This window comes from Nocardia sp. NPDC056952, from assembly GCF_042674185.1.
Classification (GTDB): Bacteria; Actinomycetota; Actinomycetes; order Mycobacteriales; family Mycobacteriaceae; genus Nocardia.
This window is the reverse complement of sequence record NZ_JBHURA010000010.1, coordinates 86,904-105,040: the sequence shown is the minus strand read 5'-3', so window position 1 is coordinate 105,040 and position 18,137 is coordinate 86,904. Positions and strand designations below refer to the sequence as shown.

Genomic DNA, 18,137 nt, shown 5'->3' with positions numbered 1-18,137 from the left:
TTCCCAGACAGAAATGAGGGCTTGGCTGCCATGGCCGACCGGACTCAGAGATCGATTCTCATCGACGCACCGTCGCAGCAGGTGATGGCCGTTATCGCGGATCTGGAGTCCTATCCGGAGTGGGTGGCCGCCGCGAAGTCGGTCGAAGTCATCGATCGCGACGCCGAAGGGCGCGCGGCCACAGCACGGTTCGTGCTCGACGCCGGCGTCGTCAAGGACACCTACGTGCTGTCCTACACCTGGCGCGCCGACGGTAGAGCGGTGAGCTGGCGGCTGCTCGAAGGTGACCTGCAGAAGGCCCAGGACGGCAGCTACGAACTCCGGGACCGGCCGGGGGGTGGCACCGAGGTGGTCTACGAACTCACCGTCGATCTGAACATCCCGATGATCGGCATGTTCAAACGCAAAGCCGAGAAGGTCATCACCGACACCGCGCTCAACGAGCTCAAGAAGCGGGTCGAAGGCTGAGCGCCCCGGGCGGTACCCGCGTCGAACTGTTCGTCGGCAAGGGTGGTGTCGGGAAGACGACGCTGGCCTGCGCGACGAGCATGACCTATGCCCGCTCGGGTCAGCGTGTGCTGATCGCCTCGCTGGATCAGGCCCATTCACTCGGCGACGCGCTCGGTTTCCGTTTCCCGCACGATCCGGGCACCGTCGCCGGGGTGGCCAGGGTGGCGCCCGGCATCGAGGTGATCGAGATCGACTCGCTCGCCCTGCTCGAGGACCGGTTCCGCGATGTGGTGGCGATGCTGGCCAAGGGCGGCGGCCACGATCACGGCTTCGACCTCGCCGCGCTGGACCCGGCCGAGCTGACCGGGCTGCCCGGTGTGCAGGAACTGTTGATGCTGGTCGAGATCGCCCAGTACGCCGAGGAGAACGACTGGGACGTCATCGTCGTCGATTGCCCGCCCTCGGCCGACATGCTGCGCATCGTCACCGCCCCCGACACCATGCTCAACTATCTCGAACGCCTCTGGCCCAAGCATGCGCGCACGATGAGCGCGATCGGACTGGATCTGCGCAAGGCGGTGCTCGCGGCCGCGGTCGAACGGGTCGTGGTCGCGGTGACCCAGGTCCGCGATCTCCTCGCCGACCGCACCCGTACCAGCGCCCGCCTGATCACCGGCCCCGAACAGGTCGCCGTCGCCGAGGCGCGGCGGGTGCGTTCGGCGGCCGCGTTGCTGGGCCTGCGGATGGACGCGGTGGTGGTGAACAAGGTGCTGGCGCCGGTGCCACCGCCCGGCGACAACGCCCACCCGGCCGTGCACTGGTACCTGAACCGCCGCGCCGAGCAACTCGAGGTGGTGGCCCGGCTGCACGAGCAACTCACCGATGTCCCGATCCTGATCGCCCAGCACGCCGGCGCCGAACCGGTGGGGGTGAATTCGCTGGCGGCCTTCTCGCATTCGGTCGACACGCTGTCCGCCTCACACGCGCAGGGAGCGGATTCGGGCGAACCGATGGTTCGATGGGAGTCCGGCTCCGGTGTCGACTCCGTGTATGCGATGCGGATGCGGCTGCCGGTAGTCGATCCCGGCACCTTGCGGCTGGGCCGAGTGGAGGACGATCTGATCGTGGGAGCCGACGGGGTACGCACACGCGTACGGCTCGCGCCGGTGCTGCGCCGCTGCACGGTGGCGGGCGCCGAACTCGACACCGGTCACCTCGTGGTCCGCTTCCGGCCCGATCCGCGGGTGTGGCCCGCCGATCCGAACTACACGAAGGCCACCGCAGATGAGCACTGACTCCCAGTCCGAGCGCCACGGCCACGACGGCTTCGCCGAGTTCACCGAGGAGCTGCGCGTACTCTCCGAAGTTCTCCTCGCCCGGGTCGAACCCGTGCTGCGCCGCACCGCCGCCGACGGCCGAGCCGACCTGGGCGGTTGCGCCTGGTGCCCGGTGTGCGCGGCCGCGGCCCTGCTGCGCGGCGACCACCACGACGTCGTCGCGGCCCTCGCCGACCACGGCACCTCCATGGTGACGGTCCTGCGCGAAGCCCTCGCGGGCATCCCCGTCGAACCGGTTCTCCCGCCGGAATGGGCCGAGCACGCTGCGGGACACCCGCATTCGGCCGACGACCACGCCGCCGCACCCGTGCCCACGGAGCAGCCCCCACGCCCCAGCGATACCACGGGTCTGCAGGATCCGGGTTCCAGCCCGCGCCGGCGAGCCCCTCGCCCGGACCAGTCCAGTGCCCCGCGCCCACGCCGGGTCGACGAGTACAACGCGCCTCGGACCACGCGCACACCGCACATCACCCCCGAACCGGACCGCGCCGACGCGACCGCGCCGGGCGCTGACACCTTCGCCCCCACCGCGCAGCCGACGGCCGGCACCCCGAACCAGCGCCCCAGGGCCGAGGATCGGTCGGCCGCCGCCCGCGCGCCACGCTCGCAATATGTCGACATTCCGGTGACGATCCGGGGATGACCAGCAGGATCGACCCGCAACACCTGCTCACCGTCGGCATCGATGTGGGTGGCACCAACATTCGCGCCTCGGTGGTCGACGTCGACGGCGAGGTGCTCGACACCGTGCAGGCGCCGACCCCACATTCGGCGCGCGCCCTCGAGGACGCGATCGACCGCTCGGTGCGCGAGCTGGCCCGGCGGCATCCGATCGCGGCGGTGGGGCTGGCCGTCGCCGGTTTCATCTCCACCGATCAATCGACGGTCCTGTTCGCCCCGCACCTGCCGTGGCAGAACGCCCCGGTCGCCCAACGGCTCACCGCGCGGCTGGGCCTGCCGGTGATCCTCGAACACGACGCGAACGCCGCGGGCTGGGCCGAATACCGCTTCGGCGCGGCGGCGGGCGGGCAGACGGTGGTGCTCGTCGCGATCGGCACCGGCATCGGCGCCGCGCTGCTCATCGACGGTCAGCTCTATCGCGGCAGCCACGGCATCGCCCCCGAACTCGGCCACCTCCAGGTCGTGCCCGAGGGCCGTGCCTGTCCCTGCGGCAAACACGGCTGCTGGGAGCGCTACTGCAGCGGAACGGCGCTGGCCGACACCGCCATCGAAATGCTCGCCACCGACCCTGTGCGTTCGGTGCTCGCGCGCGACGTTCTGCGCGACCCCGGCTCGCTCACCGGCCGCCGGGTCGCGGGCGCCGCACAGGACGGCGATCCACTCGCGGTCCGGGTGATGGCCGACTTCGCGCGGTGGCTCGGACTCGGCCTCGCCTTCGTCAGCGATCTGTTCGATCCCGACCTCGTGGTGATCGCGGGCGGGGTGAGCAGTTCGGCGCCGCTGTTCCTCGACGAGGCTCGCGAACACTACGCGAGCGCGGTCACCGGAGCCGGGCACCGGCCGCTGGCACGCCTGCGCACCACCCAGCTCGGAGAGGCCGCGGGCATGATCGGCGCCGCGGAATTGGCCAGGGCGGCGGTCGATGCGCCGGTGGCCGGTCGCGCGGCGAGATAAGGGTCACAGCCATGTGCTCCAGCTACCAGCTCGGGTTGGTTGTGACCTGCGACCAGCGGTAAAGTCGTTGTCCGACGAGGCTCTACACGACCATCACGGTCCCGGGGAAAGGACGCCATGTTCTACTGGCTGCTCAAGTTCGTTCTCGTGGGGCCGTTCATGCACGTGTACAACCGGCCCGAGGTCGAAGGGGTCGAGAACATTCCGACCGAGGGCCCGGCCATCATGGCGGGCAATCACCTCTCCTTCTCGGACTGGCTGTTCGCTCCGCTGCTGAGCCCGCGCCGGATCAACTACCTGGCCAAGGCCGAGTACTTCACCACCCCCGGTTTCAAGGGCCGGCTGCAGAAGTTCTTCTTCAGCGGCACCGGCCAGTACCCGATCGACCGCAGCGGCGCCTCGGCCGCCGAGGACGCGCTCACCGCCGCCACCAAGCTCCTCGACGAAGGTCGCCTCGTCGGCCTGTACCCGGAGGGCACCCGCTCCCCTGACGGCCGCCTCTACAAGGGCAAGACCGGCATGGCGCGCCTCGCGCTGGAGACCGGCGTCCCGGTGATCCCGGTCGCGGTGATCGGCACCGACAAGGTGAGCCCGCCCGGACCGTTCAAGTGGCGTCGCCAGAAGGTCACGCTGAAGTTCGGTGCGCCTCTTGATTTCTCGCGCTACGAGGGCATGAGCGGCAACCGCTTCGTCGAACGCGCTGTCACCGACGAGGTGATGTACGAGCTGATGCGGCTCACCGGCCAGGAATATGTCGACGTGTACGCGCACAGCCTCAAGAAGGGCGTCGCACCCACCGACAACCAGATCGACGCCACCCGCATTCCCGAGACCAAGGCCGGCTGAGCCGAAACCTGGTGCGCCACACGATGAACCGGCGCACGTCTACGTCGCTCGGATCAATCCTTCTCGCACGCGTCCGCCGTTGCCCGGACACCTTCGCGCCCGATTGGTAACCTTTGCCAGGCACGGGCGGGCGGCCACCACAGGTGGCGGGCGTCGGGGACAGCGAGGTAGACGATGGCCGGAGGCGAATCCGACGAGGGTCGCGTCATGCCGTTCGCCCGGCGTACGACCCCTCGTGACGGCAATCCACCCACCGGCCGGGTAGTGCGCAGTGCGCGCTTGGCCGCGGTACCGGTGGCCTACGCGGGCCGCCGCATCGCGGGCTTCGGCAAACGCGCCGCGGGGCGCGACCCCGCCGCCGTCGACCGCGACATCCGCGTTCGCACCGCCGAACACCTCTTCCAGGTCCTCGGTGAGCTCAAGGGCTGTGTCGCGAAACTGGGCCAGCTCCTCGGCCTGCTCGAACTCGGACTGGCACCCGACCTGGCCGAACCGTACCGCCAAGCCCTTGCCCGACTGCACGATTCGGCGCCCGCCATGCTTCCCGGCGCGGTTCACGCCGAGCTCGCCACCCATCTCGGCCCGCACTGGCGCTCACTGTTCCTCGAATTCGACGACCGCGCCTCCGCCGCCGCCTCGGTCGGCCAGGTCCATCGGGCGCGCTGGCACGACGGCACGCAGGTCGCGGTCAAGGTCATGTACCCCGGTTCCCGCCGCGCGGTGCTGGCCGACCTGCAAGCTCTGCGTCGCGCCACACCGTTGTTCACCGCACTGCTGCCCGGCGCCGACACCCGCCCGGTGGTGGAGGCGCTGTGCAACGAGATCCGCGACGAACTCGACTACGCCCGCGAAGCCGTCAACCAGCGCGCCTTCGCCACCGCCTTCGCCGACGACCCCGATGTCGTGGTGAGCCGGGTGATCGCCCAGCGCGGCGACGTGCTGGTCACCGAATGGCTCGACGGTGTTCCCCTGTCCCGGCTGATCATTCGCGGCAATGCGAACGAACTCGACCGGCTCGGCGTGCTGATCATGCGCTTCCTGTTCTCCGCACCCGCCCGCGCCGCCCTCGTCTACGGCGACCCGCACCCCGGCAATTTCCTTCGCATGCCCGACGGCCGGCTCGGCGTGGTCGACTTCGGCGCCTGCACTCCCTGGCCCGGTACCTTCCTCGACGTCGCGAGCGACGTGGGCGCCGCCGTCATCGCCGACTCCCCCGCCGACCTCGAGGCCGCCATGCGCCGCCACGGCTTCGTCGCCCCCGACCGCGACCTCGACATCGCCACCGTCGCCGCCCGACTCCAACCGGTCCGCGAAGCCCTGCTCGCCCCCACCTACCCCCTCTCGGCCGACTGGCTCCGCGAACAGGTCCGCCTCGCCACCGACCTGCGCCTGACGAACATCCTGCGCCAACTCACCATGCCGCCGGCCCACACCCCGATCCTGCGCTCCTTCCTCGGCGGCCTGGCAGTCCTGTGCCAGCTCCACACCGCCGTGCCCCTCCGCGCCGAATGCACCCGCTGGTACCCCGAAACCGCCGCCGCTGCGGGTCTGTAGACGCCTCACCCGAGTTCGGTCTGTCGTACGGCACCGTTCATGTTCCGTTGCCTTGCTAACGACCACGTGTTCCGACCGGTGGCGCACCGTGACGTTCATGGCTGTTTCGGATTTCGCGATGTCTCGGCGCACGCTGCTGCGCGCAACCGCCCTCGGTGTGGTGACCGCCCCCGCCCTGGTGGCCTGCGGTGACGATGGGCCCGCACTGGTGCGAGCCAGGCCTTCGCTCACGCACGGGGTGGCGGTCGGGGATCCGCGCAGCGACGGCGCCTTGATCTGGGCTCGCTCGGATACGCCCGCGACACTGGTGGTGGAGACGTCGGCGAGCGAGAAGTTCACCGACGTCAAGCGATTCACCGGGCCGCTGCTCACCCCGGCTACCGACGGCACCGGGCGGGTGCGGGTCAACGGTCTGCCCGCCGGGCAGCTCGTGCACTACCGGGTGCGCCTCGATGGGGAAGGGGGCGCGAGCTCGGAGGCCCTCACCGGCGTGTTCCGCACGGCGCCGACCGCGCCCGCCGACATCTCGCTGCTGTGGTCCGGTGACGTCGCCGGCCAGGGTTTCGGGATCAACCCGGACCTCGGCGGCATGAAGGTGTTCTCCGCCATGGCCGCTCGCGACCCGCACCTGTTCCTGCATTCCGGCGACTGCATCTACGCCGACAACACGCTGAAGGAATCGGTGACGCTGCCCGACGGGCGGATCTGGCGCAACATCACCGCCGAAGCGAAGAACGCCCCCGCGGAAACCCTCGACCAGTTCCGCGGCAACTACGCCTACAACCTCACCGACGACAACTACCGCCGGTTCAACGCCGCCGTCGCCCAGATCGTCCAGTGGGACGACCACGAGACCACCAACAACTGGTCCCCCGGCGGCACGGTCGCCGCCGACAAGGGCTACACCGAGCGCAGCATGGACACCCTCGCTACGCGTTCCTGGCAGGCCTTCCACGAGTGGATGCCCTTGGAGCCCAAGGAAGCCGTCGACGGCCGCCTCTACCGCAAGATCTCCTACGGCCCGCTGCTGGACGTGTTCGTCCTGGACATGCGCGCCTACAAAGACGCCAACACCGCCAATACCGCGCCCCGGGGCCAGATCCTGGGCGCCGCCCAGATCGCTTGGCTCACCGACGGGTTGAAGAACTCCAAGGCCACCTGGAAGATCGTCGCCGCCGACCTGCCGCTGGGTGTGGTCGTCCCCGACGGCAAGACCGCCTTCGAAGGCCCCGCCAACGCCGCCCCCGGCGCACCGTCGGGCCGCGAGACCGAGATCGCGCAGGTGCTCTCGGCGATCAAGGCGAACAAGGTCAGCGATGTCGTCTGGCTCACCGCGGATGTCCACTACACCGCCGCGCACCACTACTCCCCCACCCGCGCCGCCTTCACCGATTTCGACGAGTTCTGGGAGTTCGTCTCGGGCCCGCTCAACGCGGGCGCGTTCGGCCCCAACCCCCTCGATCCCACCTTCGGACCCGAGGCGGTCTACGTCCACGCGCCGCCCACCGCCAACACCTCCCCGATGGATCCGGAGTACCAGCACTTCGGCGAGGTGAAAATCGACGGCCGCACCGGAGAAATGACCGTCAACTTGTGCGACGCGACCGGAAAAGTCCTGTTCACCAAGCAACTCGCGCCCACGCGGAAATAGGTGCGAAGTACCCTGCGCAAGAACCGCGCACCTATGGTTAGCTATGCGGTCATGGGCACGCCGCATACCGTCATCTCCGAAGAATATCTCCCCACCGATACGGCGGATGTCGTTCGCACTGTGCGTGATTCGCGCGGTCGCTCGGAACGGTTGACGGTGCGCGGCGGTGAACAGACCGAAGAGTCCTATGGCCTGAACGATCAGCGCGGGGCGCTGTCGCTGCGCAAGATGAACTCGGTGCTCGACATCAACCTGGGTCGGCGCACCGTGCGCGTGCAGGCGGGCGCGAAGCTGTCCGAGATCGACCGCCGCCTCGGCGCGCACGGCCTCGGCCTGCCGGTGGTCGGCGATCATCGCGACATCACCGCGGGCGGCTTCGCCTCCGTCGGCGGGGTGAGCACCGCCTCGCATCGCTACGGCATGTTCATCGACCAGATCGTCGACCTCGAGTACGTCGACCCCGACGGCCGGATCGGCACCTGCGGGCGCGGACACCACACCGAGCGGTTCCACCGCATCCTCGGCGCGGGCGGTCGCGCGGGCATCATCACCGCCCTCACCCTGGACGTGGTCGAGGTCGACAAGGACCACACCATGCTCACCACCGACGCCGACCGGTTCCTCGACTTCGACTCCTTCGTCGAGCACGCGACCAACGAGATCACCAACCCCGGCAGCGCGGCGCTGCAGGTCGGTCGCTGGGTCGACACCGCCCCGCTGAAGGTGGCACGCCCGGTCGGCACCGGCCAGGTGACCCTCGGCGCCGTCCGTTTCGGTCAGTGGTCGAGCCTGTACCCCACCGCCCCCACGCGCGGCCTGCGGGCCCGGCGTGAGGTCGGCACGCGGACCCGCAAGTCGTTGGGCGCCATCGCTTCCGCCGCGGGCGGCCGCGCGGGCATGCCGGTCCGCAACGCGGCGGCGGGCGCGCTGATGTTCGCGCCGAAGGTCCTCACCATGCGCGACGCCGAGTACCTGGCCGACACCGTCATCAACTCCTCCGAGCGCGGCCCCGCCTACCGCGTCGGTGTGTTCGCCCCGCTGGCCAACTACGGTTCGGTCTTCTACGGCCTGCACGATCTGTTCTCGGCGCACCGCGAGCGCTCGGGCTGCTTCACCGTCATCTCCGCGATGACCTACGGCGTGCGCTCGGAGTACCTGCGCGCCGAAGCCGCCGCCCGCGGCCTCACGCCCGCCGACTACGGCCTGATCACCTTCACCTGCCGCCTGCGTCCCTCGGCCCTGCCCTCGGAGCAGCTGCGCGAGATCGTCTCGGGCATCGACGACATCTGCCGCTCGGAGCAGGGCCTGCGCTACAGCGTCTGAGGAAGGACTCGACGGGTTCGGCGTTTCGCCCGGCTGCGCGTATTCGCGCACTGTGTTACACGCCTGACCCGCTGGTCACGTCGGTTTCGACGGCGACCATCTGACTATCAGTCATATCCATCTCCCAGTGGATGGGATAGTCGGCTCTACGGCTCACCCGGAGAAAGTGTGATGTCGGTTACGCATTCCGATCGTTCGTCGGATGCGGGCCCCATCCTCGAAAGGACCTCTGATGGTCGCTCCCACTCCGACACCCGCCGTGGACCGCTGGACCCCACGCCTGATCTTCTCGCTCGCCTCGATCGTGCTCCTGCTGGAGATGCTGGCGGTGAGCTACATGATGATCTCGACGGCGCTACCGTCGATCGCCGCGCACTACCAGACCACCCAGGGCGCCTGGCTGCTGACGTCGTTCCTGCTGGTCGGCGCCGTCACCGCGCCGCTGATCGGCAAGCTGGCGGACATGTACGGCAAGCGCAAAGCCCTGCTCGGTTGCGTGACCGTGGCAGCGGCGGGATCGCTGCTGTCGGCGATCGCGGGCAGCTACGCGGTCCTGATCGCGGGCCGTGCGCTGACCGGCCTGCTCATCCCTTGCCTGTTCCTGAGCTACTCGCTGATCCGGGACGTGTTCCCGGCGAAGACGATCGCGCTGGCGGTCAGCATCGCGACCAGCGGCATGGGGTTGATCGCGATTCCCGCGCCGTTCCTCACCGGGTGGCTGATCGACAACCACGGATTCCGCAGCATCTTCTGGTTCTTCGTCATCGGTCTCGCCGTACTGGGCGCGCTGATCTTCTTCACGACGGCCGAGTCGTCGGTGCGGCTGCGCTCACGGATCGACCCGCTCGGAGCGTTTCTGCTCGGCGGCGGCATCGCCGGCATCCTCATCGCGGTCAGCTTCGGGCCGACCTGGGGCTGGCGTGACAGTACGACCATGGCGTACCTCTTCGGTGGTGTCGTGCTGCTGCTGGCCTGGCTGGCGAGCGCGCGAATGATCCGGGAGCCGCTGATCGACCTCGACGTGCTCGGCCGCCGTTCGGTGCTGCTCACCACGATCGGCGCCGGACTCTGCTACGGCGCCAGTGGCCTGTTCACCATCCTGCTGCCGATGATGGCCATGACACCGGCCGTGTTCGGGCTCGACTACGGATTCGGCGTCACCGCGGAGGGTTTCGCGATCTTCCAGGCGCCGGTGGGGCTGATGGTGGTGGTCGGCGGTGTGCTCGTAGGTGTGCTCGTCGGCCGCCGCGACGTGCGCCCCCGCATCCTGATGACCTGCGGCATGCTGCTGATGGCCGTCGGATTCGTGCTGACCGCCGCCGTGCACGACAGCAAGCCTCTGCTGATCGTCTTCGCGGGCATCTTCGGCACGGGCATGGGCATGGCCTACGCCGCGATCCCGAATCTGCTGATCGAGGCCGTGCCGCCGCAGTTGCAGGCGGGCACCGCGAGCATCGTCGGCGTCTCGCAGAGCGTGTTCCCCGCCGTCCTGCCGGTCATCGCGTTCACGATCATGAACAACTCCTACATCGCGCCGATCCCGCCGGAGATGACGCAGGGCGCGGTGTTCTATCTGGACCGCGGCTTCACGATCGCCTTCCTGATCGGTGGCGCGACCGCGTTCGTCGGCGCGGTGGTCGCGGCGGCGCTGCCCCGCCGGATCGTGCAGCTGTCCGCTCCGCGCGCGGTGGAAGGACCGGAGGAAGGACTGGTGTTCGCGCACTGAGGCATTCGATGCCCAGAGCCGGTCGTGCGCTCGCACGACCGGCTCTGTCGTTCTCGGCGCACACACCCTCCGACAACGAAAACGGTCGCCGCGACTCCCTCGGCTGAGGGCGTCGCGACGACCGTTTTCCTGCTGGATCAGTGCTTCTCGGCACCCAGGTAGTACTCGAAGACCAGGCCGGCGGCGGCGGCGAGCACGAGCACCACGCCGAGGCCGATCAGCCAGAACTGGAAGAACGCCAGACCCAGCGCGGTCACCGAACCGGCGCCCGCCAGGAGGATGGGCCAGAAGCTACCGGGCGAGAAGAAGCCCAGGTCACCGGCGCCGTCGACGATCTCGGCCTCTTCGTAGTCCTCGGGCCGCAGGTCGATGCGACGCGCGACGAACCGGAAGTAGGTGCCGATGATCAGCGACAGACCCGCGGTCAGCACGATCGCGGTGGTGCCCGCCCACTCGATGCCGGTGCGCGACTGGGCGGTGAAGAAGCCGTAGACGATGCCCACCAGGATGAAGAACGCCGTGAGCAGTTCGAAGATCCGCGCTTCGATCCTCATATCAGAATCCTCACTTGCTCTCGTTCACCGAAGCGCTCTTGGCATCACGCTTGGTGTTGAAGGGGTACGTGGAGGTGGCCACCGGCGACTCGCCGATCGATGCCAGCGCCTCACCGTTGGTCTTGCCGTCGATGCGCGCCTGCATGTACTTGGCGTACTTCTCCGGCGAGACCGCGCGGACCTCGAAGTTCATCATCGAGTGGTAGGTGCCGCACATCTCGGCGCAGCGGCCGACGAACGCGCCTTCCTTCTCGATCTCGGAGATCTGGAAGACGTTGTCGGACTGGTTTTCCTTCGGGTTCGGCATCACGTCGCGCTTGAACATGAACTCCGGCACCCAGAAGGCGTGGATCACGTCGGCGGCGGCGAGCTGGAACTCGATGCGCTTACCGGTCGGCAGCACCAGGACCGGAACCTCTTCGCTGGAGCCGAAGGTCTCGACCTTGTCGTAGTGCAGGTACGAGAGGATGTCGTTGGCCGGCTTGCCGTGCAGGGGGCCCGGCTGCGGGTGACCCTTGTCGTTCTTCAGCTCACGGTATTCGGCGAGCTGCTCTTCGTTCAGCAGCTCCTTCTCCGTGTCGATGCCGTTCCAGGTGAGACCGCCGACGTTGTTGATGTTGCGGTAGCCGAACTTCCAGTTCCACTGGAAGGCGGTCACGTCGACGGTGACATCCGGGTTGTCGGTCTTCTCGTGCACGTAGTTCTGCACGACCACGGTGAAGTAGAACAGCACCGCGATGATCACGAACGGGATCGCCGTGTAGGTCAGTTCCAGCGACACGTTGTAGCCGGTCTGACGCGGGAACTCCGGGGAGTTCTTGCGCTTGCGGTGGAAGATGATCGTCCAGAAGGTCAGACCCCAGACCAGCACGCCCATGGCGAGCGCGGCCAGCACCGACCAGGTCCACAGCTCACGCATGCGGGTGGCCTGCGGGGTGATACCCGATGGCCAGCCGAACCGGAGCCAAACATTGTCGATCGAGCAGCCCGAGACGAGCATCGCGGTGATCCCCAAGGACACCGCCAGCCCGGCCCGCCGAAGGATCCGGCCCTGCCGACCCTTCTCGGGTCGTGCCCCGATCTCTTCGCTCGCCTTGTGCGCCACGCTCACGCCTTCCTGGTCGCCACACATTCCGACACATTGCGTCGTCCGGGCGGCGATTCGCCCGTTCGACACCTCTTCAAAGCAGTTTCAGGCCGTCCCGAAGTATTGCCGCTGTGACGCCTGCACACCTGAGAAGGACCTGAGTACTACGCAGCGTAGACCAAAGCGGGCACTGTCTTGTCGCGGGGTCACTTTCGACACTCCGCCGTGACCGCACCGAACATCGCGACCTGCGGTTTGACCCCCGTCTGGTGGCTACGCACCCCGCGCGAGCGGGCGAGCGCGGCGTGTCGGGCAGGCGTGCGGCATACTCGGACACAGCGTTTCGGCCCGTTGTGGCCACCCATCATCGAACGAGAGAAGGTTGGGCGACACCGTGTGCGGACTGCTCGGATTCCTGACAGCTGATTCCGCGACGACCGCGGTGGTCGATCAGGTGTACGACGCGCTGCACTGCCAGCGGCATCGTGGCCCGGACGAGAAGGGCACCTGGCACGACGATCACATGATCTTCGGGTTCAACCGCCTGTCCATCATCGATATCGAGCACTCGCACCAGCCACTGCGCTGGGGCCCGGCGGACAACCCGCAGCGCTACGCGATGACCTTCAACGGCGAGATCTACAACTACCTCGAGCTGCGCGAGCAGCTGGCCGCCGAGCACGGCGCCGAATTCCCCGAGGGCAAGATCTTCGCGACCGACGGTGACGGCGAGGCCATCGTGGCCGCCTTCCACTTCTGGGGCCCCGAGGCCGTGCGCAAGCTGCGTGGCATGTTCGCGTTCGCGATCTGGGACACCGAGACCTCGGAACTGTTCCTCGCGCGCGATCCGTTCGGCATCAAGCCGCTGTTCATCGCGACCGGCCCCGGCGGCACCGCCTTCGCCAGCGAGAAGAAGAGCCTGCTCGAACTGCTGAGCCCGCTGGACCTGTCCGACGAGCTCGACCCGCGCGCGCTCGAGCACTACACGGTGCTGCAGTACGTGCCCGAGCCCGAGTCGCTGCACCGCAACATCCGTCGCCTCGAGTCCGGCAACTACGCCACGGTGAAGGTCGGCCAGGAGCCGGTTGTCACCCGCTATTTCCGCCCCGACTTCCGGGTTCGCCCGTTCGTCGCGGGCTCGGAGAAGGCCCGCTACGCCGAGATCGCCGCCGCCCTGGAGGACTCGGTCGCCAAGCACATGCGCGCCGATGTCACCGTCGGCTCGTTCCTGTCGGGCGGCATCGACTCCACCGCCATCGCCGCGCTGGCGATGCGCCACAACCCGAAGCTGATCACCTTCACCACCGGGTTCGAGCGCGAGGGCTACTCCGAGGTCGACGTCGCCGCCGAGAGCGCCGAGCTGATCGGCGCCCGCCACATCGTCAAGGTGGTCTCCCCCGCCGAATTCGCCGCCGCGATCCCCGAGATCGTCTGGTATCTCGACGATCCGGTCGCCGACCCGGCCCTGGTCCCGCTGTACTTCGTGGCCAAGGAAGCCCGCAAGCACGTCAAGGTCGTGCTCTCCGGCGAGGGCGCCGACGAGCTGTTCGGCGGCTACACGATCTACCGGGAACCGTTGTCGCTCAAGCCCTTCGAATATCTGCCCGCCGGTGCTCGCAAGCTGCTCGGCAAGCTCGGTGACAAGATCCCCGACGGTAAGCGCGGCAAGTCGCTGCTGCAGCGCGGCTCGCTCAGCCTCGAGGACCGCTACTACGGCAATGCCCGCAGCTTCAACGACGCCCAGCTGCGCGCGGTCCTGCGCGACTTCCGTCCCGAGTGGACCCACCAGGACGTCACCGCGCCGATCTACGCCCAGTCCGCGGGCTGGGACCCGGTCGCACGCATGCAGCACCTGGACCTGTTCACCTGGCTGCGCGGCGACATCCTGGTCAAGGCCGACAAGATGACCATGGGCAACTCCCTGGAACTGCGCGTGCCGTTCCTGGACAACGAGGTCATGCGCGTCGCCGAGGGCATCCCGTTCGACCAGAAGATCACCAAGGAAACCTCGAAGTACGCGCTGCGCCAGGCCTTGGACGGCATCGTCCCCGACCACGTCCTGCACCGCGCCAAGCTCGGCTTCCCGGTCCCGCTGCGCCACTGGCTGCGCGGCACCGAACTCTACGACTGGGCCGAAACCCAGATCGCCGAGTCCCAGACCGACCACCTGCTGCACAAGCCGGCCGTCCTCCAGATGCTCCGCGACCACAAAGCGGGCATCTCCGACCACAGCCGCCGCCTCTGGACCGTCCTTGTCTTCATGGTCTGGCACGGCATCTTCGTCGAGGACCGCATCAAGCCCGAGATCCAGGAACCGGTCTACCCGGTCTCGCTGTAGGACCAGCACCTCGCGTTACGTGGCGACGCGGCATAACAATGTTTCCGGTCAGAGGCGACGGTCGCGAAAGAACAGCTCGATCGCTGCAGCGTTCTCGGCGGCCGATGCCCCACCGCTCAGTTTGAGCGACCGGTCGCCGTCCGTCATCACGATCTCGTGGTGACGGCTTCGCTGTACCCATTCACGGACCGCAAGGGCCAGTTGCTTCGCGACCGCCGGGCCACCCAGTGCCACGACCAGTCCGATTATCAGCCCGATATCGGCTTTAGCACCAGGCGGCACCGGCGCGTAAATCGGATCGACCGACGCCCGCAGCTGTGCGGGGAGCGACCCCAGAAAATTTCTGCAGTCCTTCGCCCGTCGCTCGATACTTCCACCGGCCACCGTTATCTCTACGACTCCCACGATGCCGACTGTAGCGGTCGCTGCGATGCCCTGCCCGACGTATCGTTGATCCGACTCGAACAAGGAGGGCTGCGCCGTGCGATACGCCATCATGGTGGGTACCGAGGATTATCCGCACGCTCGAAATCTGGATCGCCTACTCGCTCCCGCAAATGATGTCGAGCAATTCGGCACCTTACTGTCGGATCCCCGGATCGGAGGCTTTCGAGTTACACCGCTTGTCAATCGCCCGCTCCGGGAAGTCAGCACTGCAATCGAGGACCGACTACTTTCCGCCACGGAGCACGACACGATCCTCATCTATATCTCGGGGCACGGAATACTGACCGAGGACGAAATGCTGCATTTTCCGATGACGGATATCGAAGCCGACTTCTACCGAAGCGGCGCACTATCGGCACAGGTACTGAAAACTCAAGTCGATCTGAGCCGCGCGAAATCGGTGATCGTGCTCCTGGATTGCTGCTACTCGGGCGCGTACTTCTCCACCAAGGCAGAGGGCGGTTTCAACCTGGATTCCGCACTCGTTGCCGGCGGGGAAGGACGGGTGGTGATCACCGCGACGACCGGGACGCACGCCTTCGAACCACTCGCAGGCGGAAATACCGAGATTGTCTCGTATTTCACCCAAGCTCTTATCGCCGGACTGTCGACCGGTGACGCCGATCGGGGCGGTGACGGATTAGTCGACACAGCCGAACTGTATCAGTTCGTCCATGAATGGCTTTCGCTCAATGCTCCGGGACAGAAACCGGTACACCGCGACGAGTCGGTCGGCAAGATCGTCATCGCGCGCAACGCACGAGGATTCGGCGTCCACCCCGAACTTCCGCCACAGATCCAGCGCGGACTGCAGAGCGACGATCACAAGACCAGAGCGGCCGTCCTCGGCTACCTACAGCGGCTCGCCGAAGCACCCGGCCCTGAGCAGTATCTCGCACAGGAATCGCTGACCTACCTGCGTAAATCGGCAGACCATAACGACCAGATCATGGACATATCTGTCAGCACTCGCCAGGCCCCCACCTGGGTGCTGCGGCAGATGGTGATCGACAGGCACAACGATCTGAATGTGCGAATTGCGGCACTGTTCGAATTGTCCACCAAAAGCACGACCAACAATGCCGCGCGGCACGACTTGATTTCGCTGGGCCGGAACGGGTCACTCGAAATCCTGCTCCGAATTCGCATCGCGGCCGAACTGGGCCGCGTTGTCGGCGAAAGTTATGCCGTCGGCGTCTTGGACGAGATGGTTGGACCGACGATGGGAAAGTTCGCTTGGGATCGATTGCGGATACTGCTTGCTGATGTCTATTCATCAAATATGCGTTGGACGCGCGGGTGGGATGTCTCCGACCTGTTCGCCGACCCCGAACTACTCTGGGGCTTGGTGATGGCAGTCATGATGGCCGTTATTGGAATCTCGTACGATCACCGAATAAAGGCAGTGAAACAACTGATCGATATGCATCGCCAGGATGATATCGGCGTAAAAGTCGCCATCGGAATGCTACGCGACCAGAGCCTGGACACCGAAATCCGGAGCAGAATTCAGCGCGAATTCGGATTGGCTTGATCACGGCGGAGGTAGCAGCTGAAATACCCGATCCTCGCGAGCCATCAGCGATGTGAGCTGATGGCCGACCGGCGCGATCAATTGGGAATCGGGCGAGCCGCGTCCGATCGAATCGGCGCCGAGCTTGTTCTGCATGGTGGAAACAATGGTCCACAGAATGGTAGCTACCGGACCTTGTTTCTCGATCTTCCCGACATTGAGTCCCTCATCGACCACCAAGACAACACCACCGACTATAAATTGGGCCGTCGCGGCGATCCGCACAGCCGAGGCCCACGGAGTCGGCAAAGTCACCTCGGCCATTACCAGGTAACCGATCATTCCTGCCGTCATCAGATAAATTGCTACCCAACGCAGCGGGTGGGCATCTCTGATCAGGACGAGAGCGGGTATCAGCGACGCGGCGATAGATGTCAGTGTCAACAACCCGATGGCAACAGACAACAGCCACTGAGGTTCCCAATGCCATACCCACTCGGTGAGGATCACCGCGGCTGCCACGAACATCAGCAACGCGATAGCCGCTATCGCGGTGCGGAATTCACGCCACAGGTCGATCAGCCCCTCGGGCATTACCGGATCTCCCTTTTCTCATTCGATCTCGCTGGTGTACGCGGTGTTCGGGGCCGCCCCGTGAACTCACCCACCGGGAAATACGCCGATGATCAATCCAGCGGTGGCCGCGCCGAGCACGAGAAGCGTGAGGGTGGCCGCGACCAGGCTGTGTGCCCGTGCCGCTACGCGGCCGACCCGGAACCCGCGAGGCGCGCCGAGCTCACGGCGGCTGGTATCTCGCACCTCGGGGTTCACCGCATCACGGGCAATGCCCGACGTGCCGAGACCACCGACCCACTGCAGGGGCTCGGCCAAGTCTTTCGGCGTCATATCGAATCCGGATCGATAGAACCGGACCGCGCCGACGTGCTGCTCCAGGGCGCGGACGCTGTCACCCCATTCCGCGGTCTCGAGCCACGTGCGCACAGCCAGCTGAGACGGCGGCCCATCGGCGCCACTGCCCAGGTCCCGACCGATCGCCGAGCCGACGAGTGCGTCCGCTTTACTCACCACTACCGCGACCCGCCGGATCCGCCGGAGTTTCCCCCGCGCACGCAGAGTGGCCAACAATCGTCCGACCACCGCATCCGCGGCGACGCTGATCGCAATGACTCCTCCACCCAGCGCTGAGTGCACCCTCGCACGCTGCTCGTCGTCGAGTGATTGCACCACGGTGTCCAGCGCCATCGGATCGACGACAACGACCAATCCGGTGGCGTGGTCTAGATAGGTTTGAGAATCGCTGCGATCCCCTGACGTGTACCACTCCCCGGCAGGGTCGTAGAGGTAGAGAATCCGATCTCCACGTCCGCCGGTGGAAACATCCACCATCAGTCCGTCCGGCAGCCTGTCCGGCAGCGTCTTGTGCAGCCGCGCGCCGCCCTGGATCAGTTCGACCCCGGTCTGGAACTGCACGTGCTGGTCTGACATCGCGAACGTCATCGCACGCTCACCAAGTTTGGTGTCGAGTGCCATCAGCGACAGGTGGACAAACGTGCTCTTACCTGCCGCGATTCCACCGACAATCGGAATGTTCACGACTGGAACCCGCCCGATCCGGGCTGGTAGATCACGAACACAATGCGGACACACTGCCGCAA

16 protein-coding genes are annotated in these 18,137 nt (G+C 66.9%); 11 read left to right on the top strand and 5 right to left on the bottom strand.

Going from position 1 to position 18,137, the window contains the following annotated elements:
- Nucleotides 1-30: 30 nt before the first annotated feature.
- The 9 genes from ACFTS5_RS27835 to ACFTS5_RS27795 all read left to right on the top strand — a co-directional run bounded on the left by ACFTS5_RS27835 (nucleotide 31) and on the right by ACFTS5_RS27795 (nucleotide 10,522).
- Nucleotides 31-468: an SRPBCC family protein gene (locus ACFTS5_RS27835; protein WP_378636569.1), complete on the top strand. Its 438-nt coding sequence runs from the start codon at nucleotides 31-33 to the stop codon at nucleotides 466-468.
- Nucleotides 465-1,745: an ArsA family ATPase gene (locus ACFTS5_RS27830; RefSeq protein WP_378636819.1), complete on the top strand. Its 1,281-nt coding sequence runs from the start codon at nucleotides 465-467 to the stop codon at nucleotides 1,743-1,745. The genes ACFTS5_RS27835 and ACFTS5_RS27830 overlap by 4 nt, the downstream gene beginning before the upstream one ends.
- Nucleotides 1,735-2,430 (top strand): hypothetical protein, encoded by a 696-nt coding sequence (locus ACFTS5_RS27825; RefSeq protein WP_378636567.1) that lies wholly within the window; start codon nucleotides 1,735-1,737, stop codon nucleotides 2,428-2,430. The genes ACFTS5_RS27830 and ACFTS5_RS27825 overlap by 11 nt, the downstream gene beginning before the upstream one ends.
- On the top strand, nucleotides 2,427-3,422 hold the full coding sequence (locus ACFTS5_RS27820; RefSeq protein ID WP_378636564.1) for an ROK family protein: 996 nt from the start codon (nucleotides 2,427-2,429) through the stop codon (nucleotides 3,420-3,422). The genes ACFTS5_RS27825 and ACFTS5_RS27820 overlap by 4 nt, the downstream gene beginning before the upstream one ends.
- 117 nt (nucleotides 3,423-3,539) lie before the next feature.
- On the top strand, nucleotides 3,540-4,268 hold the full coding sequence (locus ACFTS5_RS27815) for a lysophospholipid acyltransferase family protein (RefSeq protein WP_378636561.1): 729 nt from the start codon (nucleotides 3,540-3,542) through the stop codon (nucleotides 4,266-4,268).
- Between the two features lie 174 nt (nucleotides 4,269-4,442).
- Nucleotides 4,443-5,822, top strand: a complete 1,380-nt coding sequence (locus ACFTS5_RS27810) for an ABC1 kinase family protein (protein ID WP_378636558.1) — start codon at nucleotides 4,443-4,445, stop codon at nucleotides 5,820-5,822.
- Nucleotides 5,823-5,919: 97 nt separating this feature from the next.
- On the top strand, nucleotides 5,920-7,473 hold the full coding sequence (locus ACFTS5_RS27805) for an alkaline phosphatase D family protein (RefSeq protein WP_378636556.1): 1,554 nt from the start codon (nucleotides 5,920-5,922) through the stop codon (nucleotides 7,471-7,473).
- A 51-nt stretch (nucleotides 7,474-7,524) separates the two neighbouring features.
- The gene (locus tag ACFTS5_RS27800; RefSeq protein WP_378636554.1) at nucleotides 7,525-8,796 is read left to right on the top strand and encodes an FAD-binding oxidoreductase; all 1,272 of its coding nucleotides are present in this window, start codon (nucleotides 7,525-7,527) and stop codon (nucleotides 8,794-8,796) included.
- Between the two features lie 232 nt (nucleotides 8,797-9,028).
- Nucleotides 9,029-10,522, top strand: coding sequence for an MFS transporter (locus ACFTS5_RS27795; RefSeq protein ID WP_378636551.1), 1,494 nt, complete (start codon nucleotides 9,029-9,031; stop codon nucleotides 10,520-10,522).
- A 137-nt stretch (nucleotides 10,523-10,659) separates the two neighbouring features.
- Here the strand turns inward: ACFTS5_RS27795 and ACFTS5_RS27790 are convergent, their stop codons facing one another.
- Together ACFTS5_RS27790 and ACFTS5_RS27785 are read right to left on the bottom strand one after the other, a co-directional pair.
- Nucleotides 10,660-11,076 carry a cytochrome c oxidase subunit 4 gene (locus ACFTS5_RS27790; RefSeq protein ID WP_056816603.1) on the bottom strand — a complete coding sequence of 139 codons (417 nt, stop codon included), beginning with the start codon at nucleotides 11,074-11,076 and terminating at the stop codon, nucleotides 10,660-10,662.
- 10 nt (nucleotides 11,077-11,086) lie between these two features.
- Complete coding sequence (locus ACFTS5_RS27785; protein ID WP_378636817.1) at nucleotides 11,087-12,076, bottom strand: cytochrome c oxidase subunit II; 990 nt, start codon at nucleotides 12,074-12,076, stop codon at nucleotides 11,087-11,089.
- Between the two features lie 481 nt (nucleotides 12,077-12,557).
- On the opposite strand from ACFTS5_RS27785, the gene asnB reads away from it, so the two are divergent.
- Nucleotides 12,558-14,501 carry an asparagine synthase (glutamine-hydrolyzing) gene (asnB, locus tag ACFTS5_RS27780; protein WP_378636815.1) on the top strand — a complete coding sequence of 648 codons (1,944 nt, stop codon included), beginning with the start codon at nucleotides 12,558-12,560 and terminating at the stop codon, nucleotides 14,499-14,501.
- A gap of 48 nt (nucleotides 14,502-14,549) precedes the next feature.
- Here the strand turns inward: asnB and ACFTS5_RS27775 are convergent, their stop codons facing one another.
- Nucleotides 14,550-14,906, bottom strand: a complete 357-nt coding sequence (locus ACFTS5_RS27775) for a hypothetical protein (protein WP_378636549.1) — start codon at nucleotides 14,904-14,906, stop codon at nucleotides 14,550-14,552.
- Between the two features lie 76 nt (nucleotides 14,907-14,982).
- Here ACFTS5_RS27775 and ACFTS5_RS27770 point away from each other — a divergent pair, with 76 nt between their 5' ends.
- Nucleotides 14,983-16,482, top strand: a complete 1,500-nt coding sequence (locus ACFTS5_RS27770; RefSeq protein WP_378636546.1) for a caspase domain-containing protein — start codon at nucleotides 14,983-14,985, stop codon at nucleotides 16,480-16,482.
- Here the strand turns inward: ACFTS5_RS27770 and ACFTS5_RS27765 are convergent, their stop codons facing one another.
- On the bottom strand, nucleotides 16,483-17,055 hold the full coding sequence (locus tag ACFTS5_RS27765; RefSeq protein ID WP_378636543.1) for a hypothetical protein: 573 nt from the start codon (nucleotides 17,053-17,055) through the stop codon (nucleotides 16,483-16,485).
- A gap of 66 nt (nucleotides 17,056-17,121) precedes the next feature.
- Nucleotides 17,122-18,075, bottom strand: a complete 954-nt coding sequence (locus ACFTS5_RS27760; RefSeq protein ID WP_378636541.1) for a hypothetical protein — start codon at nucleotides 18,073-18,075, stop codon at nucleotides 17,122-17,124.
- Nucleotides 18,076-18,137: the final 62 nt, after the last annotated feature.